At 64.6% G+C, this 25,354-nt stretch carries 17 protein-coding genes and 1 riboswitch; of the genes, 7 read left to right on the forward strand and 10 right to left on the reverse strand.

The window, feature by feature from the left end:
* Window positions 1-146: 146 nt before the first annotated feature.
* The 5 genes from GXY33_19210 to GXY33_19230 all read right to left on the reverse strand — a co-directional run bounded on the left by GXY33_19210 (window position 147) and on the right by GXY33_19230 (window position 5,452).
* Entirely contained in the window at window positions 147-1,151 is a 1,005-nt protein-coding gene (locus GXY33_19210) for a LacI family transcriptional regulator (GenBank protein ID NLX07273.1), read from the reverse strand.
* A 128-nt stretch (window positions 1,152-1,279) separates the two neighbouring features.
* A complete protein-coding gene (locus GXY33_19215; GenBank protein NLX07274.1) occupies window positions 1,280-1,963 on the reverse strand; it encodes a ThuA domain-containing protein in 684 nt (227 codons plus the stop codon).
* A gap of 54 nt (window positions 1,964-2,017) precedes the next feature.
* Window positions 2,018-2,989, reverse strand: a complete 972-nt coding sequence (locus GXY33_19220; GenBank protein NLX07275.1) for a carbohydrate ABC transporter permease — start codon at window positions 2,987-2,989, stop codon at window positions 2,018-2,020.
* A gap of 274 nt (window positions 2,990-3,263) precedes the next feature.
* Window positions 3,264-4,169 carry a sugar ABC transporter permease gene (locus tag GXY33_19225; GenBank protein ID NLX07276.1) on the reverse strand — a complete coding sequence of 302 codons (906 nt, stop codon included), beginning with the start codon at window positions 4,167-4,169 and terminating at the stop codon, window positions 3,264-3,266.
* Entirely contained in the window at window positions 4,166-5,452 is a 1,287-nt protein-coding gene (locus GXY33_19230; protein NLX07277.1) for a sugar ABC transporter substrate-binding protein, read from the reverse strand. The genes GXY33_19225 and GXY33_19230 overlap by 4 nt, the downstream gene beginning before the upstream one ends.
* Window positions 5,453-5,792: 340 nt before the next feature.
* Here GXY33_19230 and GXY33_19235 point away from each other — a divergent pair, with 340 nt between their 5' ends.
* A complete protein-coding gene (locus GXY33_19235) occupies window positions 5,793-7,961 on the forward strand; it encodes a hypothetical protein (protein ID NLX07278.1) in 2,169 nt (722 codons plus the stop codon).
* A gap of 55 nt (window positions 7,962-8,016) precedes the next feature.
* Here GXY33_19235 and GXY33_19240 read toward each other — a convergent pair whose 3' ends face one another.
* The 3 genes from GXY33_19240 to GXY33_19250 are packed head-to-tail and all read right to left on the reverse strand — an operon-like array spanning window position 8,017 to window position 14,478.
* Window positions 8,017-10,071 (reverse strand): hypothetical protein, encoded by a 2,055-nt coding sequence (locus GXY33_19240; protein ID NLX07279.1) that lies wholly within the window; start codon window positions 10,069-10,071, stop codon window positions 8,017-8,019.
* A 10-nt stretch (window positions 10,072-10,081) separates the two neighbouring features.
* A complete protein-coding gene (locus tag GXY33_19245; GenBank protein ID NLX07280.1) occupies window positions 10,082-11,347 on the reverse strand; it encodes a hypothetical protein in 1,266 nt (421 codons plus the stop codon).
* Window positions 11,348-11,370: 23 nt separating this feature from the next.
* Entirely contained in the window at window positions 11,371-14,478 is a 3,108-nt protein-coding gene (locus GXY33_19250; GenBank protein NLX07281.1) for a hypothetical protein, read from the reverse strand.
* A 245-nt stretch (window positions 14,479-14,723) separates the two neighbouring features.
* Here GXY33_19250 and GXY33_19255 point away from each other — a divergent pair, with 245 nt between their 5' ends.
* The 5 genes from GXY33_19255 to GXY33_19275 all read left to right on the forward strand — a co-directional run bounded on the left by GXY33_19255 (window position 14,724) and on the right by GXY33_19275 (window position 22,202).
* On the forward strand, window positions 14,724-15,470 hold the full coding sequence (locus GXY33_19255) for a hypothetical protein (protein NLX07282.1): 747 nt from the start codon (window positions 14,724-14,726) through the stop codon (window positions 15,468-15,470).
* Window positions 15,460-16,056 (forward strand): response regulator transcription factor, encoded by a 597-nt coding sequence (locus GXY33_19260; GenBank protein ID NLX07283.1) that lies wholly within the window; start codon window positions 15,460-15,462, stop codon window positions 16,054-16,056. Before GXY33_19255 ends, GXY33_19260 begins: the two co-directional genes overlap by 11 nt.
* A 289-nt stretch (window positions 16,057-16,345) precedes the next feature.
* The gene (locus GXY33_19265; GenBank protein NLX07284.1) at window positions 16,346-17,026 is read left to right on the forward strand and encodes a response regulator transcription factor; all 681 of its coding nucleotides are present in this window, start codon (window positions 16,346-16,348) and stop codon (window positions 17,024-17,026) included.
* A gap of 172 nt (window positions 17,027-17,198) precedes the next feature.
* Window positions 17,199-19,595: a hypothetical protein gene (locus GXY33_19270; protein ID NLX07285.1), complete on the forward strand. Its 2,397-nt coding sequence runs from the start codon at window positions 17,199-17,201 to the stop codon at window positions 19,593-19,595.
* A 135-nt stretch (window positions 19,596-19,730) separates the two neighbouring features.
* A complete protein-coding gene (locus GXY33_19275) occupies window positions 19,731-22,202 on the forward strand; it encodes a fused MFS/spermidine synthase (protein NLX07286.1) in 2,472 nt (823 codons plus the stop codon).
* An 18-nt stretch (window positions 22,203-22,220) separates the two neighbouring features.
* On the opposite strand, the gene GXY33_19280 is transcribed toward GXY33_19275, so the two are convergent.
* Both GXY33_19280 and GXY33_19285 read right to left on the reverse strand, forming a co-directional pair.
* The gene (locus GXY33_19280) at window positions 22,221-23,228 is read right to left on the reverse strand and encodes a hypothetical protein (GenBank protein NLX07287.1); all 1,008 of its coding nucleotides are present in this window, start codon (window positions 23,226-23,228) and stop codon (window positions 22,221-22,223) included.
* A gap of 174 nt (window positions 23,229-23,402) precedes the next feature.
* Window positions 23,403-23,984 (reverse strand): hypothetical protein, encoded by a 582-nt coding sequence (locus GXY33_19285; GenBank protein NLX07288.1) that lies wholly within the window; start codon window positions 23,982-23,984, stop codon window positions 23,403-23,405.
* Between the two features lie 113 nt (window positions 23,985-24,097).
* Window positions 24,098-24,225, forward strand: a riboswitch (TPP riboswitch).
* A gap of 83 nt (window positions 24,226-24,308) precedes the next feature.
* On the opposite strand from GXY33_19285, the gene thiC reads away from it, so the two are divergent.
* Window positions 24,309-25,354 (forward strand): phosphomethylpyrimidine synthase ThiC (thiC, locus tag GXY33_19290; GenBank protein NLX07289.1); only part of this gene is annotated, 1,046 nt, incomplete at its 3' end.

Here is a 25,354-nt window from a genome sequence, read left to right on the forward strand (position 1 = left end):
AGAGACAGGTATTCCATATGCCAACGATGGCATTGTATCAAGAAGTGCTTAGCGATGCAAATCTTTTTCCGCTGCTCCCCCGCCCGTCCGCCGGGCGGATGGACAAAGACCGGTGGCGCGGCCGCAAGCGCATAAACCATAGGAAGTTACGTGGTCTCCCGGATGACGAGCGTGGGGCGGACCGCCGGAGACCATCCCCCCTCGGGCGGTCCCTGGTTGTGGATTTTTCGCAGCAGGAGCTCGCCGACCACCTGCCCCAGTTCCTCGTTGGGCTGCTTGACGGTCGAGAGCGGCGGCGAGGCAAACCGGGCGGCGCGGCGGTCGTCGAAGCCCATCACCGCGATGTCATCGGGAACCCGGATGCCCTGTTTCTGCAGGAAGTACATGAACGACATCGCCAATTCATCCGAATAGGCCTGGACGGCGTCGGGAAGAGGCCACAGCCGGGCCAGGCTCTCAACCGCCATCCGGCCCGCCTCCCACTTGTCCAGATCGCTTTCGATGGGGACAACCATCTCGGGCAACTCATGCTTTCGCACAGCCCGCTGATAGCCTCGAAGCCTGGCTGAGGCACCCCGATAGCTCTCGACGCGGCCGACGTAGGCCACGCGCCGTCGGCCCGTGGAGACCAGGTACTCGACGGCGTCGAAGACCCCGCTCTCGCGGTCGGTCCGCGGCGAGTCCATCCGCGGGTCTTCCGAATCGATGAACAGGAACGGGAGCTGGGCCTCTTCGAGTTGCCGCGCCCAGCACGCGTCATCGAGCGGCGGGCGGGAGATGACGGCCACCGCGGCGGGCCGGCGGTTCCGCAGTTCCTCCACCACGTGCTCGACGTCCGCGGGCGTTCGCATCGGGTCGAACAGAAGGGTCATGCAGTAGTCGTGCTTGCGGACCAGCGTCTCGAGGGCGCGAAGCTTCTCCATGTGGATCTCGTCGTGCGTCCACGAGATCACGGTGATCTCGAAGCTCCGCTGCTCGCGGAGGCTCCTGGCGTAGCGGTTGGGCCGGTATCCGAGCCGCCGAATGACCTCGTTGACGCTGTCGCGGGTCTCGGGACTGACGTACCCGTTGTTCTTGATGACCCGGGCCACCGTTCGGATGGACACCTTGGCCGTATCGGCAATGTCTTTGAGGCTGGGCGATGTCTTCATTTTACATCATCATAATTCATATCAGTCACGTTGCCCGCATCGCAAACAATGCGGGCATGATTTTATCACTATTATATCTGATTTTGCCCGGTAAAGGCAAAGGCGATCGCAGCGACATTCGGCTGCGCTTATCCGGATGTTCGCGTGGCCCACAGCAGGCCGCGCTCGACGATGGCCAGGGCGGTCGGCTCGTCAAAGTCCTTCTCCGTATGTCCCCAGCCGGCGACAAAGACGCGGCCGTCGCCCCACGTCCGCGTCCAGGCGTAGGGCATGACCACGCCCGGCGGATACAGGCCCGGCGTGCCGTATTCTCCGGAAAAGGTCGTCGTGGCCAGCACGTGTACGCCCGGATCGACGATCATGTAGTACTGTTCGGTGTCCTGCAGCTCGAAATCCGGCAGGCCGCGCGTGATCGGATGGTCGCGATCGACGATGTTGACCGCGTGGCTGGGGATTTTGGTGTCCGGGCCGCAGCCGGGATGGGCCACGAACTGGCCGCCGGTCATCCACTGGTACTTGGGATTCGACCGCCACGAATCGACGATCCCGCCGTGAAAACCGGCCAGGCCCACGCCGCTTCGGACGGCGTCGGAAAGCCCCTTGCCCTGCTCAGCGGTGAAATCACCCAGCGTCCAGATCTGCAGGATCAGGTCCAGTGACGCGAGGAAATCCTTGTCCGCATAGACCTCCAGCGTCGTTCGCGGATGGACGCGATAGCCCTGTTTCTCCAGAAAGGGAATGAAGACCGCTGCGCATTGTTCGGGCCGATGGCCCTCGAATCCGCCGTAAACCACCAGTGCGTTTTTTGTCATGATTCACAAGACCTTCGCATATCCGTCATTGACATATCAGTGTCACCATCCAATTCACTCCTTGACCGCGCCGACGCGGATCCCGCTGACGAAATACCGCTGGCCGAAGGCGAAGACAATCAGCATCGGGACGATCATGATCATCGCGCCGGCCATCAGCAGCGTCCACTCGGTGCCGAACATGCCCTGGAACTGGGCGATGGCCACCGGCAGCGTGTAGTGCTCCGGGCTGTGGGCGACGATCAGCGGCCACATGAACGACCGCCACGCGCCCATGAACGTCAGGATGCCCAGCGCAGCCAGGGCCGGCTTGCTCAGCGGTAGCGCCACGTGCCAGTAGATCCGCAGCATGCCGCAGCCGTCAAGGACGGCCGCCTCCTCCAACGCCGTCGGCAGACCCATGAAGAACTGCCGGAGCATGAACGTGCCGTAGGCGGTGAACATCACGGGCAGGATCAGTGCAGCATAGCTGTCGATCCAACCCAGATGGCGCAGCAGGATGAACACCGGGATCATCGTCACGGAGCCTGGAATCATCATCGTGGCCAGGTAGCCGAAGAACAGCTTGTCGCGCCCGGTGAACCGCAGCCGGGCGAACGCGAACGCCGCCAGCGAACTGGTGAATACCTGGCCGAACGTGACGATCAGCGTGACGACGATGCTGTTGAACAGCGCCCGGCCGAAGTTGGTCTCCTGGAAAACCCGCTGGTAGTTGACCAGGGTGACCCGCCGACCCGGCTCGATGTAGTCCGGCAGGGCCCACTCCAGCAGGCGGCGGTTCAGGTGCAGGACCTGGGCGTGCTTGAGGCCGTTAAGCGGCTGGCCGGTTTGGCCGTCGGTATGGCGCAGGATGGCCGGCACGTCCGCGGGCAGTTGGGCGACGGGAAATACCGTCGGCTCGTAGAGCTCGCGCTTGGCCAGGAGCGTGTTGAGCACCTCGACCAGCAGATCGACCTGGAAGGGGTCCAGCGGCCCGGGCGTCTCGGCCAGCTTCAGCAGGGCCTGGTGGTCGGGCTCTTCGAGCATCGACCAGAGCCGCCCGGCGGGGGTCGCCGGCTGCGAGCGGACCCGCGGATCGGTGATGCGCCGAACCAGCCCGTCCGGCTGGCGGATCTGCCGGGCGGCCAGGACCGCTGCGGGTTCGGGGAAGACGGCCCGCAGGTCCATCACGTCGGCCTCGGGCGATTTGAGGCTGGTCAGGATCATCCATAGGAACGGGACGACCATGCCCACGCCGACCACGGCGAGCAACACGTAGGTCGCTCCGTGTCGCCATCGGCGGCGGGTTGTGCGGGTTCGCTCAGGCATATTCCACCTTCCGTCCGCCGTAGCGCCAGTTGACCAGCGTGACGGTCAGGATGATGACGAACAGTACCATCGCGATCGCCGCGGCGTAGCCCATGTTGAACCACTGGAACGCGTGGTTGAAGATGTAGTAGCCCATCGTGGTCGTCGCCCCGTCCGGGCCGCCCTCGGTCATGATGTAGGCCGCCTCGAAGCCGCCTTGAAGACCGTGAATGACCGAGGTGATGAAGATAAAGAACGTGGTCGGGCTCAGCAGGGGCCAGGTGACCTGCGTGAAGGCCTGCCACGAGCCGGCCCCGTCGATCTCCGCCGCTTCGTAGAGCTCGGGCGGGATGCACTGCAGTCCGGCCAGGTAGAGGATCATGTTGGTGCCGCCCATGGTCGTCCAGATGGTCACCATCATGATCGCCGGCTTGGCCCAGTGGTAGCTGGTCAGCCAGCCCGGCCCATCGACGCCGATGACCGCCAGGAATCGGTTCACCAGACCGAACTCCTCGTTGAGCATGTACTTCCAGAGCATCAGCAGGGCCACACCCGCGCAGATCGTCGGCAGATAGAAGATCGTCCGGAAGAAGCTGCGGCCGCGGATCTGCTGGTTGAGCATGATGGCCAGAAACAGCGACGACGCCATCGAGACCGGGATCGCCATCATCAGAAACGCCGTGTTGCCCAGGTACTTCCAGAAGTGCGGGTCGTTCCACTCGAACCGGCCGTCTCGCCAGTGGCCGCCGAGCAGATCTACGAAGTTCTGGAAGCCGACGAACTGCGGGGCGTGGAAGATGTCCCAGCGAAACAGGCTCAGCAGCATCGCTGCGCCGACCGGCAGGAGCGTAAAGATCAGAAAACCCAGGAAGTTCGGGGCCAGAAACAGGCCCGCTGCGATGTTCTGCCGCTGATTCATCGCGATTCCTTCCTGATTGCCCGATCGATCCGGCGTTGGGCACGGTCCATGGCCTCGGCGGCATCGGCCCGGCCGACAAAGACACTCTGGCAGGCGTCGTGGAACAACTGCTGGAGTTCCTGGAGGTCCGGCACGCGCGGCGTCGGATCGAGCATCCGCGTCGCTTGCACAAACGCCTCGACGTTGGCCGGTCGGCCGCGGTGCTCAGCCGCCGCCTGAGCCAGAGTTGGCAGGTGCGTCGGAATGGCGGCAAACGCCATCTGCTTCTGTAACGACGGGCCGCACAGGAGCTTGCAGAGTTCCCAGCAGGCGTCGGGCTCCGGCGTCTGGGCCCAGATCGTATACGACTGGCTCGAGGCCCACTGGCCCTGCCGGCGGACTTGGGGGTTGAGCACCACGTCCCACCGCAGGTCCGCGCACTGTTTTTTGAGGGCCGGCAGGTCCCACGAGGCCATCATCATGATCGCGGCCCGGCCCTGGCGAAAGAGGGCGTACTTGTCGATGCCCGCCGTCTGCTGCATCTGGCGCGGGGTCGGCGAGACGCGATAGCGTTCGGCCAGGTCCACGTTCGTCTGAAGGTAGTCCAGCATTTCCGGCGTGTTACAGGTGGCGCGGGCGCCATCGTCCGCGATGAACTGCGCGTCGAACAGCAATTGCTCGAGGATGCCGATGTAGCCGTACTGGTCGATCCGCCCGTCGCCGTCGCGGTCTTTGGTCAGCCGCTTGGCCTTTTCGAGGAATTCGGCGAAGGTCCAGTCATTCTTCGGATAGTCCAGACCTTCCTCGTCGAAGAGTTCCTCGTTGTAGACCATGATGCGGATGTCGATACCGGTGGGAATCCCAAACTGCCGGTCGCCGTAGCGGTACCAGCCCATCGCCTGCGGGTGATACTCAGCGAGGTTCAGGTCGCGGGCGATGTAGGGCGAGAGGTCCAGAAACACCTCCCGATCGGCGAATTCCGAGAACGACTGGCCCATCCACATCACGTCCGGCCCGGTGCGGCTGGCCAGCATGACCAGCACCTTCTGGTAGTATTTGCCGCCGGGAATGCCGCGGAGTTTGACCTCCACCTCCGGGCAGGTGCGGTGGAACTGGTCGACCACCTGCCGGAGCATCATCATCCTTTGGCCGCCGGCGGGCACCGCCAGAACGATCTGCCGACGCGGCGACGTCGCCGGCCCGGCGGCCCGCGCCGTCCAGACCAGGGCGGCGCCACCGGCTAGAATGAGTACCAGCCACGCTCCGAGTTTAGGCCATCGTTGGCACATCGCCGACTGCAGCATGCGAAAAACGATCCTGTAGTTGGGTAATAAGTTGATAATAATGCCACCTCGGCATTTCCGTCAAGGTCTGTTTTCTGGTGCCGGATCCTTTACGCGACCTGGGCAGGAGAAAGACCCGCTACTATACTTTACTATTTATAAATTAAGATTCAGGGAAGTCGGTGCGGCCGTGGCCGTCATCTCGCCTTGAGGCGGAGGGCGGCAGTCGCGACCTGGTGAAGGTCGGCCAGGCGCCAACTTCGTTGACTTGCATCGCGGGCGGCACGTGAGGGTACAATCATTGACCCGGTGTCCAGATTGGCGATAATGGCGTGTTGTACCCCGAAAATGGAGATCATAAATGACAATGAGAAAAGTAGTTACGGCAGCTATCTTGTGTGTCGCATGCTCAGCGGCGCGGGCGGACCAGGAAGGGATGGTGCCCTTCTATATTCCGGCGGAGGCCAACCCCGCCTCCCTGATCGCGCTGTCGTCCCCGCCGATCGCGCCGGACGGGGCTCGCGTCGTCGCCCGGGGCGATCGTTTCTACGTCGGCGACCAGCGGTTCCGCGTCTGGGGCATGAGCATGGGGTTCACCGCGCCATCGCACGAGGACGCCGCCATCATCGCCCGGCGGCTGGCGCAGGCTGGGGTCAACAGCATCCGGTTCCACGGGGTGGAAGGCCAGAACCTCTGGGGCCGCGAGAACCTCGACGAAGACCAGACCAGGACCCTCGATCAGTTCGACTATTTCCTCCATCAGCTCGCCGAGAACGGGATCTACTGGAACCTGAACCTCCACGTCTCGCGATCCTACAGCCAGGAACTGGGCCTGCCCGACACCAAGGTCTTCTTCGATAAAATTCTCGACGTCTTCGTTCCGCAACTCATCGACGCCCAGAAGGACTTCGCCAGGAAATTCCTGAGCCACGTGAACCCCTACCGCAAGGTCCGGTACGCCGATGACGCCGCCTGCGGGTTCGTCGAGATCAACAACGAGGACAGCCTGTTCCTCTGGGACGCTGAGGAACGGCTGCCGCATCTCGATCCGTTCTACCTGAACATCCTCCAGGGATTCTTCAACGAGTTCCTCAAGCGGGAGTACAAGACCACCGAAAAGTTCCGCGCCGCCTGGGGCGAGGTGCTGGAAGAGGGCGAGGACCTCGAGCAGGGAACGGTCAAGCTCTTCGGCGCCGACGACCTCGCCACCGCCGGCGTCGGATCACACGACGTGGGGCAGGGCACGGTCAAGGCGACCAAGACCGAAGCCGACGCCCGCAAGATCGACCGCTTCCGCTGCATGATGGAGCTCGAACGCAGCTATTGGGAGCAGATGCGCAATCTCGTCAAGGAGGAACTGGGCTACAAGGGCAACGTGACCGGGACGATCATCTTCGGCACGGCGAATCTCTGGGCCCAGCAGAACATGGATTACATCGACTGCCACGCCTACTGGGGACATCCCCGCTGGGCGGCCGGCGAACGATGGCACAGCGAGCGGTGGACCGTTCCCTGCGCCGCGATGACCGACAGCCCCCACGAGACCGCCACCGACCTGGACAAGATCTCGGGCCTGATGTTCTACATGGCGAGCCAGCAGTTCAAGGACAAGCCCTACACCAACAGCGAGTACAATCACTGCGCCCCCAACGACTACCAGGCTGAGTGCGTCCCGCTGATGGCGTCGTTCGCGGCCCTGCAGGACTGGGACGGGATCTGGTTCTTCATGTACAACCCCAACCCCAGCCGCAACACGATCCACTGGTTCGACTTCGACGCGAATCCCGCCAAGTGGGGATTCATGGCCGCCGGCGCCGCCATCTTCCGCAACGGAGGAGTTCAGCCGCTGGCCGCCACCCGCGTGGTCAGCTACGTGGGCGAGGAGAACCCCATCCTCGACATCATCAAGCATCAGGTCAACTGGAACTACGACACCTTCCGCATGCTCCAGGACCAAGCCAAGGTGACCTGGAAGGATTTCCTGAACACCCGGCTCGTCACCTCGTTTGACGGGAAGGACCGGACGTTCTCGTCGCCAAGCTCAGCGGCGCCGTCGAAGTTGACCTGGGACGTCGCCGACAACGGTCACGGCCGCTACGTCGCCACCGGGGCCGGGGCGATGGTCTGGATGGGCCACGCCGACCGGCTCACCGGCGATGCGAATCTGGCCCTCGAAAAACCCGACTTCGCCGTTGTGACCATGACCGCGATGGATGAAAAGCCGTTCGGCCAGAGCAGGAAGATTCTGGTCGCCGCCATCAAGCGGTGCGAAAACACCGAGATGAAGTTCAACGAGAAGCGGGACTCGGTGGGCGGCAACTGGGGTGCAGCGCCCGTGCTGATCGAGCCCGTCGCCGCCACGATCGCCGACCTGCCCTTCCTCGCCGGCAACTGGAAGTGCCAGGCCCTCGGTCCCGACGGAATGCCCACTGCGGAGGTTCCGCTGGTCAAGAGCGAAAAGAGCGACACGCTGGTCCTCAAGCTTTCGCCCGAATACAAGACCATGTGGTACCTGCTGACCGCGGAGTAACCCAGCGGACGTCCGACGCCGCGGCGCATTTTCGAATCTGAGGCCGCGATGAGAGTCAGCGCGGCTTGATGCGAAAGACCGCGGTGCCCAGGTGTTCGACGCGAAGCGGAGCCCGCAGCGTCAATGCGCCGTTGGAGGCGCAGAGCGTGATCTCAAGCGGCTGCCATCGGCCGGCGTTATCGAGATGCTCGACACTGAGCGGGGCGGTGAGATTCCCGCTCAGCGCGACGGTCAGCGGCTCGATCGGATCGCTTCCAAGATTCAGCACCGCCAGGATGATGTCGTATTCCCGACACGCCAGCAGCGGCACCGCGTTGGCGGCGCCGATCACGCGGGCGCAGGGACCGGCGCCGCGGCTGAGCCATCGGATGATCGCGTCGAACTGGGCTTCGCGGCCGAAGGAGTTGAAGTAGACCGGGCTCATGGCGGTCTGACCGTCGTAGGGCAGGACGGCGACGCGGCCGCCGAGTTCGTTCTCAAAGAGGATGATGCCGTGGCCGGTGCGGGCGTTCGCGTAGCTTCGCAGCTCGGAGATTTCGCGGCAGGCGGGATCGAGCTGGAACTGGCCGGGCGGCTGGGTGGCGAAGAAGCTTCCGCCGGCGCCGAGTTCTTCGCCGTCGATGCCGCCGAACGCGGGGTCGGTGACGATCTCGATCACGCAAGGGGCGGGATCGGCAATCTCGATCAGGCCCGCCCATCGGCCCTTGCCGATCCGCAGGAGCGACTCCGCGGCGCGGCGCTCGAGGATTACGCCGCCTGAGAACAACTCCCGCAGCGTATTCTCATCGAGCAGTTCGAGCATTTCGCCGGAGACGGCGTTGACGTCGGCTTGGCGATGGACGGTGGCGAAGCCCAGCAGCGGCAAGATGGCGTCCCACGGCCGGGATCGCATGAGGGCGGCGGGATTGGTCGCCCCGGCTGAGCCGCGAACCACGCGCGGTTCGTCCTCGTGCCAGAGCAATCCGACGCCGCGGAACTGGTCGCGATGCAGGCCCAATTCCGCGATGGCACTCAGCCGCGGGCGGATGCGTGAGAGCATCGCGGGCATGCCCGTCCGGTCGTGGTCGATGCGCCCGCTGCCCGGATGGATCGACAGCGTAATGCCGGTCCAGCCGAGAAGACACGCCATCTCGATCTGCAGGGCGGTCAGGGCCACCGATTTGTTGTACTGGGTGCTCGGCCAGTTCTCGATCTCGGGATGGTGCTCGACGTCGTCGGGCAACGCGAACTGGCAGAGGCGGGCGCAGTTAAAACCGTAGATCAAGCCGCCGGGCGGTTCGTCGCAATAAGGCCCCAAATGCGGCCGGACCACCGGACGAGTTTCGGGCGTGGCCAGGGCGTCGAGGTACTCGCCGAACCGGCGGCCCTCAGCCCAGTGCAACTCGGGCGGCGAGAGCATCTGCCCCATGCGAGTCCGCGGGCTGACCTGGTGAACCGCGTCGGTGAGGGTCCGCGCGATCGTCAACATGATTTCCCGCTGCAAGTCGAGCCACGCGTTGCGGACGGCGTTTGGCGGATCGGCCATGATCGCCGCGGTGAGTCCTTCCCGGTCGAAGCTTCGGCCGGTGCGGCGGCCCATCTCGGCGATGCAGTCGTCACAGAAGCAGGCCGAGTCGACTTTCTCGCGCAGCGTCACGTGCACGTCGTCGTCCAGCCAGAAGACGCGCGGCTCCAACGCGGCGTAGATGCGGTAGAGCCCGGCCATGTGGTCAAGCCAGCGGCGGTCGCGCGGGCACGCGATGTTCCAACTGACCGCGCCGCGATCGTTGACCGCCGCCCGGAAATCGAACCATCCGCGCCGGTCACGCTCCTGACAACCGACGTTGCTGAAGCCCATCGTCCAGAAGAAATTGACGCTGACCGCCACGCCGCGACGGCGCAGTTCGGCGAAGAGGCCTTCGATGAGTTGGGCGTGCTCGCGGCACTCGTCGACGGTGGCCAAACCGCACGTGCGATAGCCGACGTCGGGCACGAAGACGATCACCTCATCGATCGGCACGCGATCGACGTAGTCGAGCAGGGCGCGCTTCTGCGGCTCGAAGCTGTCGGCGTAGATCTGGGTGCGAAGCTGATAGGCGATGCGTCGGGACGAAGTCTGTTCTGCGTTCACGAATGGTTCCTTAATCGGCGGTGATCGGCGGCGGCAGGTGGCGATCCGCGGTTGGCGGAATGCCTTCCAGCCACGCCGGTGCAAATGAGGCGTCATCTCGCGGCAGCCGCTTGAGCGTAGCGGTATTGCCAGACGTCGGTTCGAGCGCATCGCCTTCGGCGGCGAAGACGCTGACCGTGCGATCGCCGACGTGCAGGGCGGCGACGCCGTCGCGCGGACAAATCGTGTTGCCGCACAGACGGATATCCTCCGCGCCGGCGTCCACGTCGATCTCCGCGGCGGCTTGGCCGTCGCGGACGTTCTCGCGAATGGTGTTGTCGATCAGCGTGATTCGATGGCCGGCGCGGATGCGATCTTCCGGCCGCCAGAACACGCCCGGCCGCGCGTTGTTGGCGATGGTGCAGCGGCGGATCAGATTGTCGGTGTCGTGCGCGCCGATTGAGAGCCCTGCCTGCCCGTTGCCCTCGACGATGCAGTCTTCGAGGATAGAGTAGTTCACCCGCAGGCAGTAGAATACGCCGCACCAGCGGTTGCCGCGGCACTCGAGCCGACGCATGACCGGACCGACGGATCCGCTGCCCGGATGCAAGCCGTGGCCGAGGTTCTCGATCAACCGGCAGTCCTCGATCAGCGTGTTGCGGCACTGCTGGAACGAGATGCCTTCGCCCGGATAGCCGCGAACGGTGACGCCGCGGATCGCCACGCGATCGGCCCGCCGCAGATACACCCCGCCGCCGCGACAGCCGTTCAGGTGAAACGGATCGCATCGCGGACCGGCGATTTGAAGATTTTCGACGGCTGCGTCGGCGACCAGCAGACCGGCGACCACGGGAAACGCCGCGGTGATCGTCGCGCCGTGCTCGGGCGTATAGTCGTGCTTGAGGTCCTCGCTGAGGCCGAACCGATCGCCGTCCCGCCAGGTCAGCGAAGCGGTGGTGTCGTAGAACCCGCCGGAGTGGCCGTCGCCGATATGAACGCCCATTCCGACGTGGAAAAGGTGCGGCTGGGCGATCCGCACGTCGTAGTGGCCGTAACCCACGTACGTCACCAGCGGCGACCGCACCGCTGGGATCGGCCGAAGGACCGTTCGCTCGCCGTCGCCGCGAAGCGTCACGCGATGGCGCAGATAGATCGCGTTATCGAGCTCATAGTCGCCGGCTCCGATCCGGCAGACGCCGCCGCCCTCGCCGCCGAGCGCGTCCACCGCCGCCTGGATCGCCGCCGTCGTCTCCCGCGGCATCCGAGCCGGTCCTTTGATCGTCAATTCTCGCGGCATATCGCAACCTTCCTTTGCAGCGGCTAACTCAGGATGCGCTCGTATCGGCTGTGCGGAGTCGCGATCCGCACGCGCCACGTATCGAACGGCGGTTCGGTGGCGATTTCGACCTGGCCGCGGACGGAGGTGAGGGTCGCCGACCATTCGCGCTCGCCACGGACGACGGTCGGCCGCGGGTCGTCGTTGGGATACGCGGTCAGGATCGCCAGGTACGGCTGATTGGATTCGGCGCGGGCGCGAAGAATGGTGGTCCGCTCAGCCATCGCGGTGATGGTCAAGCCGGGCGGCGCGGTCCATCGGATGTCGCGCCAATGAAAGTGCCGCTGGCCCGGCTCGTCGAAACCCAGATGCGAATAGCCGCTGATCTCGATCCGCGGATTGTGCGGGGCCAGGAAGTCGACTGCGATATCCAAACCGAACTGCCCGCGCAAGGTCGCCCTGGCCCCGTGCACCCGGGCACCGTCGGCCAGCACGTGGATGCTCCAGTCGGTCGGCAGCGGGCCGTCGATCTGGTCGAGCAGAACGATCGCCTCCAACTCGTGCAGGTAGAGTACGCGCCGCCGCCAGAGGTGATGTGTCGCATCAGGCAAAGCGGGATGGCCAGCCGCCGTGTGCTCCTCGGTAAACCGCAGCGGCCATTCACTGACCGGGTGCAGCCCCTCGATCGGAATCTGCCCGCACACGTAATCGACCCCGTCGGTCAGCGCAGCGGCCAGCACCTTGCCGCCCAACCGGTGATCGGCCTTGTGATCGACCGAGATGCGGTTGTTCATCCACGGCTGATCCATCAGCGGCGTGTACTGCGTGCCGTAGTCGGTGAGGATCGGCTTGCCGAACGCATACCAGATCAGGCTGCCCTCGTCCGCGTCGTAGTGGCCGCGCGACTCGCCGAGCTTATAGAGCAGATAGCCCTCACTCCCGTCGCCATGACGCGTCCGCAGCACCGGCCCGAGGCCCTCGTGCACCACCGAACTCGTCGTCGCGCCCGTTTCGTCGGCGGGCAACTCCGGATCGACCAGGCACAGCGGCAACGCCCAAATCATGCCGTTCCAGAACTCGTGCAGCGGCAGCAGGTAGCCCCCGCCGCGCCGCCAGGCCGCCATCATCCGGCGGCTGAACGATGGATCGCTCCTGGCCGCAGCCAACGCCGCCCACGCAAAATACGCGCTCATGCTCTGGCAGTGGGCGTGCGACGTCACGTGGCCGATCGTCGGGATCATCGCGTGTCCGGCCCGCGGATCGACGGGCGTGAGGATCGACGCCAGGTAATCCAAAGCCTTTGTGAAGATCGCGCTCTCCCGCAGCTTGCGACAGCCCTGACGGGCGACGGCGGCGTCCATCTGCAGAGCGTAACTGACGAAACAGAACTGGTAGGTGGGCGCCTCATCAAAGCAGCCGGAGGCGAAGGTCGATTGCCGAAGCGTCCACTCCATCTCGGCCACCGCCTCGTCCATCCAAACCGCCTGTCGCGGATGACCGGTGAGCATGGCCGCCGCCACGCCGCGGGCGCTGATCACGTCGGGATGGAAGTTGGGATTGGCCCGATGCAGACCGGCGTCGCTGGCGGGCCAGGCGTCGGCTGAGCACATCACCTCCGCGATGAAGGCGAGCTTGCGGAGGACATCGAGTCGTTCGTCCGTAGTGAACGCCTCGCTGCCGAGCACGAAATCGAACTGCTCGACCATGGTCCGCCAACGCCGCGAAATCCGGATGCCGATGGCGTACTCGACCGCTGGGCCGTAGTTCAGGAGCAGATCGATCTCGGCATCGAGTTTTCGCATCAGGTCGCACTTGGCCTGCTGAGCATGGCGAAGCTCGCCGCCGGCCAGAAACGCCCCAGCCGGGTCAGAGCCAAGCGGCGGATCGCCGTCGCGCAGGTGCATCGTCCGCAACAGGTACGGATTGTACAGGCGGTCGTCGGCATGCTTCTCGAACCGCTCGCGAAACCACTCCCATCGTTTGGCCTTGTCGTGAATCGCGGGCAACTCGGCTGGATCGAGCCACAGCCGCGGGAAGGCGAGGCTTTCAATGCCTTCCCAGTCGAGGGCCATGCGGTGATAGTCGTCAAGACCTGGCATATTGACCCGCGCGTACGTCCGGTCGATGTCGTTGGCTGGGCCGACTGACGGTTCGCAGGCAACGTCCGTCTGGTCGCGGTCCAGGACGCCGAGGGCGAAGACCTTCACGCCGTTCTGCAGCGGGATCGCGTAATCGAGAAAACGCGATCCATCAGCGGTCCCAGCCCGCAGCTCGGCGGCGAGATACTCCGGTGGCGTATGGTTCCGCGACGGCCGGATCGGTCCGATCATCAGCAGGTCGCGCCGGTCGTCAAGCCGCCAGCCGGCCCAGAGATTCGAGCCGTCGATCGGCCAGTTGTACAGCAGACGCATATTGACCACATCCGGCACGACCGGATACCGCATCGGGTATGACTGGCGTTCGAAGCCATCCGGATTCCACGGACGCTGGGCGCGTCCCTCGCTGGGATGAAACGGCCGCCAGTAGGCCTGATCGGGCCTGAACTTGCAGCCGAGATGCCAGACCAACTCCCCACCGGCTGGCCCTTCCTGTCGGATCGTCACGCGAACGACCGGACTCGCCGCATCGATGGCGTACATGATTTCCAGCGTCGTACCATCGCCCAACACATAGCTCTGGACGGCTTCGATCAGCACGGGCCCTTTGGCGTCGAACCGCGTCCGCCGCGAAACGACCGCCGAACCGGTCCGCAAACCTGAGCCGCCGAACCAGACCCCATCCACACCACGGACGCCAAACAGCGGCGGCTCGCCCGCCGCCGACCCCGCCGCCTCGCCCCACGCCAACTCAATCCCGATCCGGCTGTTGTCAATCCGCAGCCGTCCGCCCTCCTCGCAACAACCCAGCGACGGCTCCGGGGGGTTCCCAGCCGGCCCAAGAACATACCGCATCGCCGCCCGGGCGGGCAGATCGGTAACGTAACAGACGGCCTGCCGGCGGGCGTCAAACTGGGCAGGCCGGCTCCGGTTTGCCTGGTCCACCACCTCAAGCGGCAAGCCTTCCGGCAGACCGGATACCTCGTGCCAGACCATCTGCTCCGGCCAGTCGTATCCGAAATACTCGGTAACCGTCCATTCGGCCAGCGTACGCATACTCTTGCCTCTGGGTCGCCATGCGGTCCAGCGCCGCGAACCCCGCTCTTCTAGCCGTTGTGCGACGGACTGTCAACGATCAATCGCATCGGCGACAGCAGAGCCCTTGCCGCAAGGACGGCCGAGGCCGCACGAGGACAACGCGCCGACGATCCTCCATTGAGACTTCTCTACGGCCTGTGAAGAATATATACTGATTGTTGTTGGCCGGTGCTGAAAGAAGAAAGAAGCGGGGGTGGGAGCGGATGGACAGTCTGAGATCGAATGGTCAGTCACATCGGGATCATCTGTCGCGTCTGGCGGCGTTGGAAGAGCTGGCGGCCACCGCGGTCCATGAGCTGAAGCAGCCGCTCTGCGCGATTCGGACGTTGGCCGAGGCGTGCCGCCGCCGGCTCGAGAACGCCGGCGTCCGCGATCAGAAGCTGGCGGACAACCTGGAGATGATCGTCGGACAGGTCGAGCAGGCCGACCGGATGCTGCAGTCGGTTCGTGCCTTCTCGCGAAAGCAAAACCCGGTCCGGCAGAAGATGGACCTGAATCGTCTGATCCGCGAGGAGATGGCGTGTCTGGCCGGCGACTTCGAGGCGCTGGGCGTGCGGGTTGAATTGGAGCTAACCGAACCGCTGCCGTCGGTAACCGGCGATCCGGACCAGATTCGGCGGGTCCTGTTCAACCTGGCCAGGAACGCCATTGAAGCGATGGAGCAGGCGCCGATCAGGACGCTGCGCATCGCCACCCGGCGCTCCAGCGACGGCGGCGCGCACGTCGAGTTGCAGGACACCGCAAGCGGCATCGATCCGGAGGCGAGGGAGAGGATCTTCCAGCCGTTTTACACCACCAAACCGCAGGGTCTGGGAATCGGCCTTGCGGTCTGTCGATCAACCATTGAGACTCACGGCGGCAGGATATGGACGCATCGGAATACCGACCGCGGCAGCACGTTCGCCTTTGTCCTGCCCGCCCACGAGGGCGGCGCGACTGATGTTCACTGACTCCACGGTGTTCGTGATCGACGATGACGGCCACGTGCTGCATGCGCTGCGCGAACTGATCGAGTCGGTCGGACTGCGGGTCAGGGCCTTCGCGTCGGCCCGCGAGTTCCTCGATCAATACGATCCATCCGAACCGGGCTGCCGGCTTTTGGGCATGAGCGGTCTGGAGTTGCAGCGGAAGCTGATCGCCCGGAAAGCCCAGATCCCGATCATCTTCATTACGGCCTATGCCGACGTGCCGATGGCGGTGCAGGCCATGCAGATGGGGGCGGTGGACTTCCTCGAAAAGCCGTTTCGCGACCAGGCCCTGCTGGACTGCCTGTATCGGGCGCTGGAGCGGGACCAGGCCATCCGTCAGGCGGCGGCCCGGAAGGCTGAGATCAGAAAGAACTTCGAGCAACTGACGCCCATGGAGCGCCAGGTCGCCTGCCGGTTGGCCGAGGGCAAGTCCAACAAAGCCATCGCTCTGGAACTCAAGATCAGCCAGAAGACGGTGGACTTTCACCGCGCCAACCTCCTGGCCAAGATGCAGGCCGAGTCCGTGCCCCAACTGGTGCGTCTGATCGTGCTGGCCGAGCTGCTCTAGGCCGCTTTCGCCCCAGCCCCGCGCGGCATTCCTCACCACTTTGCCGGACGGCGGGGCACCCATCTTTACAATCCCGCCATCCGATTGCCAGTCACGTCAGGCAACATGCCGGTTCAGCCCAGTAATTTCCCTGCTCTCCCCCACCAGTTCCCGGATTAACCTTGCCAAGCCGTCATCCGAACCTATAACCAGCGCGAAACGGCGACGAATACCGGCGATGTCGTGTTGCAGAACCTTTCGACAGCCAACGGGCTCGAGACCTCTGACGAACCACAGGAGACGCAGCCTCATGGTCGATGAGCCGAGGGTGTTTGTGCTTGATGACGATCCGAGTGTCAGGGAAAGGCTCGCGGAGTTGCTGACCTCCGTGAGAATCCGCGGCGAAGGCTTTACCGCTCCAACCGAATTCCTGAAGGCCTACGATCCCTCCGTTCCCGGATGCCTGGTGCTGGACGTTCGCCTGCCGGAGATGAGCGGCCTGGAGTTGCACCGGCGGCTCGTCTCGCAAGGGGCCCTGCTGCCGGTGATCTATCTGACCGCGCATGCCGACGTGGCGTTGGCCGTCGACGCGATGAAACTGGGAGCGGTTGATTTCCTGGAGAAACCCTCCCGCGACCAGGCGCTGCTGGACGCCATCCAGCGCGGACTGGAAAAGGCGGTCGCGCTGCAACGCCGCGAGCGCCGCCGCCGGGAACTCCTGGAGCGTTTCGGCCGGCTCAGCCCAATCGAGCGGAAGGTGGCGGACCGGCTGGTGGAGGGCCGGTCGAGCAAGCAGATCGCCCGCGAACTGGGCATCAGCCCCAAGACGGTCGACTTCCACAAGCAGCACATCCTGGAGAAAACCGAAGCCGACGGCGTGACCGAACTGGTGCGACTCCGTCTGGACCTGCAGCGGCACCAGGAATGCACCGGCTCGACCAAGGCAAACGGCAATGATGCGGCCGCCGCAAAGGGCCGAAGCGGAAGTTAAGACCGATCGAACACCTGGAACGACAACGAAACGCAGCGATGAGCAACGAATCGGGACACAACCTTACCAACCAGTCTCATGTTCTTGAACACGGGAAGGAGCGAAGCTACCCCACTTCGCTCCTTTCCACCCATTCACACCGGACACTCATACGGGGGTAGGGAGGTCTGACATGAAGGGCATCGGACTACAGGCGAAACTGTTGGTGGTGCTGGGTCTGCTGGCGGGCGTGGCGGTCGCCGTCGCGTGCGTCGGGCTCAGCAAACTGGGCGGAATGAACGACCGGCTCAACGCGATCGTGGATCTCTCAGCCGAGAAGGTCAAGATCGCCGGGCAGATCAAGCAGGACGTGCTGCGGATCGGACGGGCCGAGAAAAACCTGATCCTGGCCGACTCGGTGGAGCGGATGACCGCCTACGCCGACGAGATCGACCAGGTGCAGAAGGAACTGGGCGACCGTCTGACCAGATTCCGCTCGCTGGCGGACGCCGAGGGCAAGGCGAAACTCGACGAGTTCACCACGATCTGGAACGGCTATCTCGAAACGCACAAGCAGGTGCGAGCTTACGCCATGCTCAACTCGAACGTGCGGGCCAGGATGATGTCGGGCCAGGAGGGCCGCCAGGCCTACGATAACGCCGAGGCTATCCTCAAGGCCCTGGCCACGCTCAGCGACGAGAACGTCTCCAAGCAGATCGCCCTGGCCGGCGAGTCGGCGGGCCGCGTCAAGCTCGGAGACGCCCTGGTCCAGGACCTGCTTCGCGTCCATCGCGCCGAGAAGAACGTCATCCTCGAACAATCGCCGGAACGGATGAAGGAATACGACGCTGAGCGGCGGCGCCTCGTGACGTCGGCCGACCAGGCGGCGCAGGAACTGCGCCAATGCGTGACCGACCAGGGACGCCCCGCCTTCGAAGCCTTCGCAGCCGAGTACGAGCGCTTCAAGACCTATAGCGACCAAGTGTGCGCACTGGCGCTGGAGGCCAAGTCCGCGGAGGCGACGACCCTCTCCTGCGGTGATGGCCGGGCCGCCTACGACAAGGCGGAGGAGGCGCTCCAGACGCTCGTGGCGCTGAACGTCAAGCAGAACGCCGAGGCGGCCAAGGCGGCGGAGGAGGCAGCCGAAACCGCCCTGACCACCGCCCGGGTCGTCCAGGACATGCTCGCCGTGCACCGGGCCGAGAAGAACCTGATCCTCGAGACCAGCCAGGAAGGCATGGACCGCTACGCCGACGCCATCGAGCAGTATCAGACCGCCATCGAGGAAAAACTCGGATCGCTGGATAAGATCACAAACGCTGAGGGCAAGGCCAGGCTCGGCCAGTTCCGCGGCGTGTGGGCCGAATTCACCGAGATCAGCCGAAAGGTCCGGGCGATCAGCCGCGAAAACGGCAACAACAGGGCCTTCGAACTGGCCACCACCAAAGGCCGCGAACTGGCCGACGCCAGCGAGGCCGTGCTGACCGCGCTCGTGGACAAGAACATCGAGGGCATGGAGGCGGACAAAAAAACCAGTGACGCCAACTACGCCTCCGCCCGCTTCCTGATGCTGTCGGTCAGCGTGGTGGGAATCCTGGTCGCGGCCGCCTTGGGCCTGGCCATCATCCGGGGCGTCGTCGGCATGCTCAAACGGGTATTCGCCGGACTGCGGACGTGCAGCACCGCGGAGCTCGAATCGGCCGCCCAAGCGATCAATCAGATCATCGACGGAATGACCAGCGGCTCAGCCCAGGTCAGCATGGCCTCGACCCAACTGGCCGAAGGCTCCAGCGAACAGGCGTCCAGCCTCGAAGAGACCTCCGCCTCGCTGGAAGAGATCGCCGCGACCACCAAGCAGAACGCCGCCGGCGCCGAGCAGGCCAAGGAGATGGCCCTGGTCACCCGCAACGCCGCCCAGAAGGGAAAGGACGTGATGAGCCAGATGTCCAAGGCCATGGCCGACATCAAGAACTCCTCCGACGAGACGGCCAAAATCCTCAAGACCATTGACGAGATCGCCTTCCAGACCAACCTGCTGGCCCTCAACGCCGCGGTCGAAGCCGCGCGGGCCGGCGAGGCGGGCAAGGGCTTCGCCGTGGTCGCTGAGGAGGTCCGCAACCTGGCCCAGCGGTCGGCCGAAGCGGCCCGCAACACCGGAGACATGATCGAAGAGTCGATCAAGAACTCTGAACGCGGCGTCCAGATCAACGACGAGGTCGCCAAGGCCCTCGAAGAAATCGCGGAGAACTCGACCAAGCTCAGCGAGTCGATCAGCCAGATCGCCAGCGCCTCGCAGCAGCAGTCGCAGGGTGTCTCGCAGGTGAATATCGCCACCAGCGAGATGGACAAGGTGACGCAGTCCAACGCCGCGACCGCGGAGGAACTCAACGCCCAGGCCGAGGAGCTCAACTCGATGATCGTGGAACTGGAAGCCTTGTTCCGCGGCTCGTCGAACGCCGCCCCCCCTTCGGGCAAGGCGGGCCACGAGATGGCCTCCGCCAAACCCAGGAAGCTTCGGAAGAATGCCCTTACCGCGTCGTCGGCAGCGCAGAACGCCGGCGCGACCGACGTCGTCCTCAAGGAGTTTTGACAACGATGCCGCCGGCGTGCGGCTTTCACCAGGCTCGCATAGAGGGCTGAGGGATGAAGAAGGGCGATCCGCCGTCGCCCTTCTTCGCCCTGTCCGCGGAACAACGGAGTGCGCAACCGACACGGAGGTAGAGCCATGAGACACCGGCACACCCTGATCCACGCGATGTTCGTGCTGTCCGGGTTCACCGGCCTGGTCTACGAGGTGGTCTGGGCCCGGCGGCTGACGTTGACGCTCGGCGCGTCCACCTTCGCCGTGGCGGCGGTGCTGATCGCGTTCATGGGCGGGATGAGCGCGGGCGCGTTTCTGTTCGGCCGGCTGGCCGACCGCCGCAAGCGGCATCTGCTGATCTACGGGCTGCTCGAGATCGCGATCGGGATCTACGCGTTGCTGTTTCCGACGATCCTCGAGTGGGTCGGCGGCCTCTACGTGCTGGTCTATCAGCACTTCGAGCCGGGGTTCTACGCGATCAGCCTGATCCGGCTGGCCCTCTCGGTGGCGATCCTGCTGGCGCCGACCATCGCGATGGGCGGCACGCTGCCGGTCCTCTGCGCGATGCTGGCCGCCGAACGGGGCTGCCCGTCGAAACGGACCGCGGCGCTCTACGCCCTCAACACGTTGGGCGGCGTGGCCGGATGTCTGTGCGCCGGGTTTCTGCTGATACCGCACTATGGACTGCCGGCCACCACGCTGACCGCGGCGGCGACGAACCTCGCCATCGGTCTGGTCGCGATCCTGCTGCAGCGGCGGTGGATCGCCTCGCCGCCGGAGACTCCTCTCGCGGGTCGCGGCGCGGCGATGGCGCCCGCCGCGCCGGCTTCGCCGGTGATCGCCGCGGTGGTCGCCGCCACCGCCCTGTGCGGTTTTACCGCCATGGTCTATCAGACCATCTGGACGCGGGTGCTTTCGATGGTGATCGGAACCACGGTCTACGCGTTCACGACGATCCTCGCCGCGTTCCTGACCGGCATCGTCCTGGGCAGCCTGATCTACTCGCTGCGGCCGCCTCGCCGGTCGGTGCTCTGGCTCGGTGTGGCCCAGATCCTGATCGCGGTGTGGGTGGCGCTGGCCATGCCGCGATTCGACGAGCTGCCGTTCGTGTTCCTGAGGGTCTTCGACTGGACCTCGTCCAGCTGGCCGTTGTTCCAACTCGTGCGGTTCTTAATGCTGCTGGCCGTGCTGCTGGTTCCCGGAACGCTGTTCGGAATCTGCTTTCCGCTGGCGGTCGGAACCGTGGTGCGACGGGTGGAGGAGGCGGGCAGCAAGGTCGGACTGATCTACAGCTTCAACACGATCGGCGCGGTGCTCGGGGCGTTTGCCGGAGGCTTCGTGATCGTGGTCTATCTGGGCTTCCAGAAGGGCATGGTGGTGACCGCGGGACTCAACGCGTTCGCCGGCCTGGGACTGCTGGCGATCGGGGCGGAACTGACAGCCAGGCGGCGGGCGGCGGTGATCGCCGCGGCGGCAACGGCCCTGTTCCTCTCGGTGCTGGGCATTCGTCCGTGGCGGATCCATCACCTCAACAGCGGAGCCTACGTCTACGCCCACGACTACCGCGACCTGCACGACGTCAGACAGGCCATGAACGCCTACCGAATCGCCTACTACCGCGAAGGCCCCACCGCCACCGTCTCGGTCTTCCACGACCCGCGCGGCACCATGTCCCTGGCCATCGACGGCAAGACCGACGCCTCCACCGGCGAGCACGCCGATATGTCCACCCAGATCCTCCTGTCGCACCTGCCGGTGATGTTCGTGGACCGGCCGCGCGACGCCCTGCTGATCGGTTTGGGCAGTGGGGTCAGCCTCGGATCGCTGCTGCAACATCGGGTCGAGCGGGTGGACGTGGTCGAGATCTCCGAAGCGGTGGTCGAGGCATCCGAACTCTTCCGCCGATACAATCACGACGCTCTGGACGATCCGCGGGTCAACCTGATCGTCGGCGACGGCCGCCACCATCTCCAGCGGACCGGCCGACGCTACGACGTGATCATCTCGCAGCCGTCGAACCCGTGGATCACCGGCGTATCAAACCTCTTCACCCGCGAATACTACCAGGCGATGTCGCGGCGGCTCAACCGCGGCGGCGTGGTCTGTCAGTGGATCCCCTCCTATCACATGTCGCAGGAAATGCTGGCGGTGATCACCAAGACCTTCTCGGCCGTGTTTCCGTGCGCGTCGATGTGGAGCAGTTCGGTGGTCGGCGACCTGTTTCTGATCGGCTCGAACGAGAAGGTGGAACTGGACTACCGGCTGTTCCTCGAACGCCTGGGCCGGCCGCGGATCAAGCAGGACTTGGCCCGGATCGGCATGGACGAGCCGCTCCTGCTGGCCCGCACGTTCAAGTTCGCCCAAGACGGCATCGCCCAGTTCCTGAGCCGCCTTCCCGACCACCTGCCCGAAAACTCGGATGACTACCCGGTCGTCGAATTCATGACCCCGCGATTCCTGCTCACCCAGCGTGTGGCCAGAGACTTCCGCCGCCCTTCCGACCTGGCCGGCAGCCTCGGCGGCCTGCTCAACCTGATCGCGTTCACCGAAGAGGAAAACAGCAGAAACTTCGCCGATAACGCCCAACAGATCATGCAGGGCGACCAGCAAAACTAACCTCAGGCCCTTCGTCTCTTATCCCGCCTGGGCGAGAGGTTTGTGGGCGGGGCAGTGCTGCTTGCCGGTGTGGACGAAGGTCTTGAGGTTGGCTAGCGGAGCTTCAGCGGGGATGTCGCAGCCGCTGGAAAGAATGAAGTTCTCGCAGCCGGCCATGCGGTCGAGCAGGTCGCGCGTGGCACGCTCGACGTCGGCGGGCGCGCCCCGCAACAGGACGTTGACGGGATCCACGTTGCCCATCAAGACGACGTCGCCCGGCATTCGCGCCGCGGCGGCGGGCATGTCGAGCATGCTGTCGAGGCTCAGACCGTGAACCTCGGTTTTGCACATCGGCTCGACCATCGCGGTGGTGTCGCCGCAGATGTGCAGGACGGTCATGCAGTCGAGGTGCCGGAAAATCTGCCGGACGGACCGGCCGGAAAACTCCCAGAACATGTTCGGTCCCAACAGCACCGCCGTCGGTTCGAGCATCATGATGATCTTGGCCCCGGCTTCGACCTGGGCCTTGGCGTAGCGGACGATGATCTGCTCGCAAAAGTCCAAAGCCGACTTGACCAGCTCCGGAGTGTCCAGCGTGGCCAAAGCGATCCGCTGGGCGCCGAACATCAGGCCGGCCAGCGTGAACGGGCCGATTGCGTACCCGCCGACCGGGATCGTCAGACGGTCGACCAGCCGACGGATGGTCTCAAGGAACACCCACACCCGCCCGTCGGCCAGCGGATCGACGGCCCGATACTGATCGAGGTCTTCAGCCTTCTCAACCGGGTGCCACTCGACGGTGGCGCTGTCGTGCAGGGGGAACCGCACGGGCAGACCCAGCGCGTTGGCCTCAACCGACAGATCCATCATGACGAACTGAGCATCCGGCTGGGTCAGCTCAGCCAGTTTGTAGAGCGAACGGTACTGCAGCTCGGCGTTGAAACCGTTCTGCTTGATGGAGCTCCCCGTCAACGCGGTGCCGGGGAACCCGGCCAGCGGGACCACAAGCCGACGGCCGCTTTTCCTCACCAGATCGACCAAACGCATGGTTCTCTCCTTGCGGTTTCCTGTGTCGATCTGTATTATACAAAATGGATATAATGAGGCCAAAGGTAAATTATCCAAAATGGATGAAATTTTTATTCAATTTGGATATTTACCCAACAAAGAAGGCCCGACCGTTCGGCCGGGCCTCATCCTAACCTCTTTTCTAGGCTCGGTTTACTGCAACTGCGTGAGCGGAATGGTCTCGTTGAGCTCCAGTTCCTGCTCGAAGACCACGATGTTGAGCGGTCCGTAGACGGTGATCGCCCCGCTCAGGTTGCTCAGCTCGGTGCAGTCGGGGCTGACGGTGCAGTTGAAGCTGACGCCCAGGCTGTTGACCAGGGCGGCTATGGCCACGCCACTGACGTCGCCGGTGAAGTTCATGGTCACGTCGAAGCCGCCACTGTCGTTCTGAGTGACCTCGGTGGACACCGGCCGGACCCACGCCGTGATGGTCTGTCCGCCCAGACCGGCGGGCATATCCTCGGGCAGAATGATCTCGAACGGGTCGCCGTTGACGTTGATGTCGGCGAACTCAGCCGGCAGGCCCTCCACCTCGAACTCGACGAGCTTGGCGTTCTCATCGAAAACCAGCCGGAATCGGCCGTCCGGGTCGCCCCAGACCGTATCGGCGAGCACCTGTTTGGCCAGTTCACTGGCATTGAAGCTCGTGCCGGGCAGCACGAATCCCCCACATCCCCCCACAGTCATCAGCCCCACCGACAGCAGAACCACCGCGCACAACACTCTCCCCTTCATATCTAGACCTCCCAAAGAATCGTTACAATCTACTCGACGCCGCACAAGTTATTTACGATTGCACCTCCCTTGGCGGTGTGTATAATTATACAAAATATTCCGCAGAATGGAAAAATCGGCGCTAGGGGTGGCCCGTCGGCCTGAGATACGCCTGGTCAGCAGGCGGGACCCTTGGAACCTGATCCGGATAAGTCCGACCGAGATGGATGAGGCCGGCGTAGGAAAGCGTCGCTGTAGCTTTATTGCTGCAGTTTTTCGTCACCTACCTTCCGGTCCCACCCGCCTTCGCCGCCCCCGACGACCAGTATGTTGAAAGGATCGATCATGACGCTATTGCAGGAGACACAAGGGGGGAAGGTTCCGGAGTCGATTGTCCGCGCAGCCGGGCGGGAAGGCGTGGACGCAACCGAGCTCGCCCGCGAGGTGGCGGCGGGCCGGGCGGTGGTACCCGCCAACCGGGTCCATGCCCGGGGGTCGCTGTCGCCGCTGGCCATCGGGCGGTGCGTGAGCACCAAGATCAACGCGAATCTGGGGGCCTCAGCGGTCAAGTCGTCGCTGGCCCAGGAGAAGGCCAAGCTGGAGCTGGCGCTGCGCGCGGGGGCCGATGCGGTAATGGACCTTTCGACGGCGGGCGATCTGGACGCGATCCGCGAGATGGTGGTGGACCAGAGCCCAGCCCCGGTCGGCACGGTGCCGATGTACGAGATGGTGCTCCATCGCGACGTGGAGGACCTGAAGGTGGCCGACATGCTGGCGGTGATCGCCAAGCACGCCGAGCAGGGGGTGGATTTCTTCACGATTCACGCCGGCATTCTGCGGGAGCACCTGCCCCACGCGGTGAACCGCGTGGGCGGGATCGTCTCGCGGGGCGGGGCGCTGCTGGCCAAATGGATGGTCCATCACAGCCGGCAGAACCCGCTGTACGAACACTTCGACGAGATCTGTGCGATCATGCGGGAATACGACGTGGCGTTCAGCCTGGGCGACGGGCTTCGGCCGGGCGCGCTGGCCGATGCGGGCGACGAGGCGCAGTATCGCGAGCTTCGGACGCTGGCGGAACTGGCTGAGCGGGCGAGGCAGGCGGGCTGCCAGGTGATGATCGAGGGGCCCGGGCACGTGCCGCTGAACCAGATCGAGGAGCAGATTCGGTATCAGCAGGAAGTCTGCGCGGGCGCGCCGTTCTACGTGCTGGGCCCGCTGGTGACGGATATCGGAGCGGGCTACGACCACATCGCCGGAGCGATCGGGGCGACGCTGGCCGCATACTACGGAGCCAGCTTCCTGTGCTACCTGACGCCGCGCGAGCATCTGGGTCTGCCGGACGAGGAGGCGGTGCGGGAAGGCGTGGTGGTTTTCAAGCTGGCGGCCCA

This window comes from Phycisphaerae bacterium (assembly GCA_012729815.1).
Classification (GTDB): Bacteria; Planctomycetota; Phycisphaerae; order JAAYCJ01; family JAAYCJ01; genus JAAYCJ01.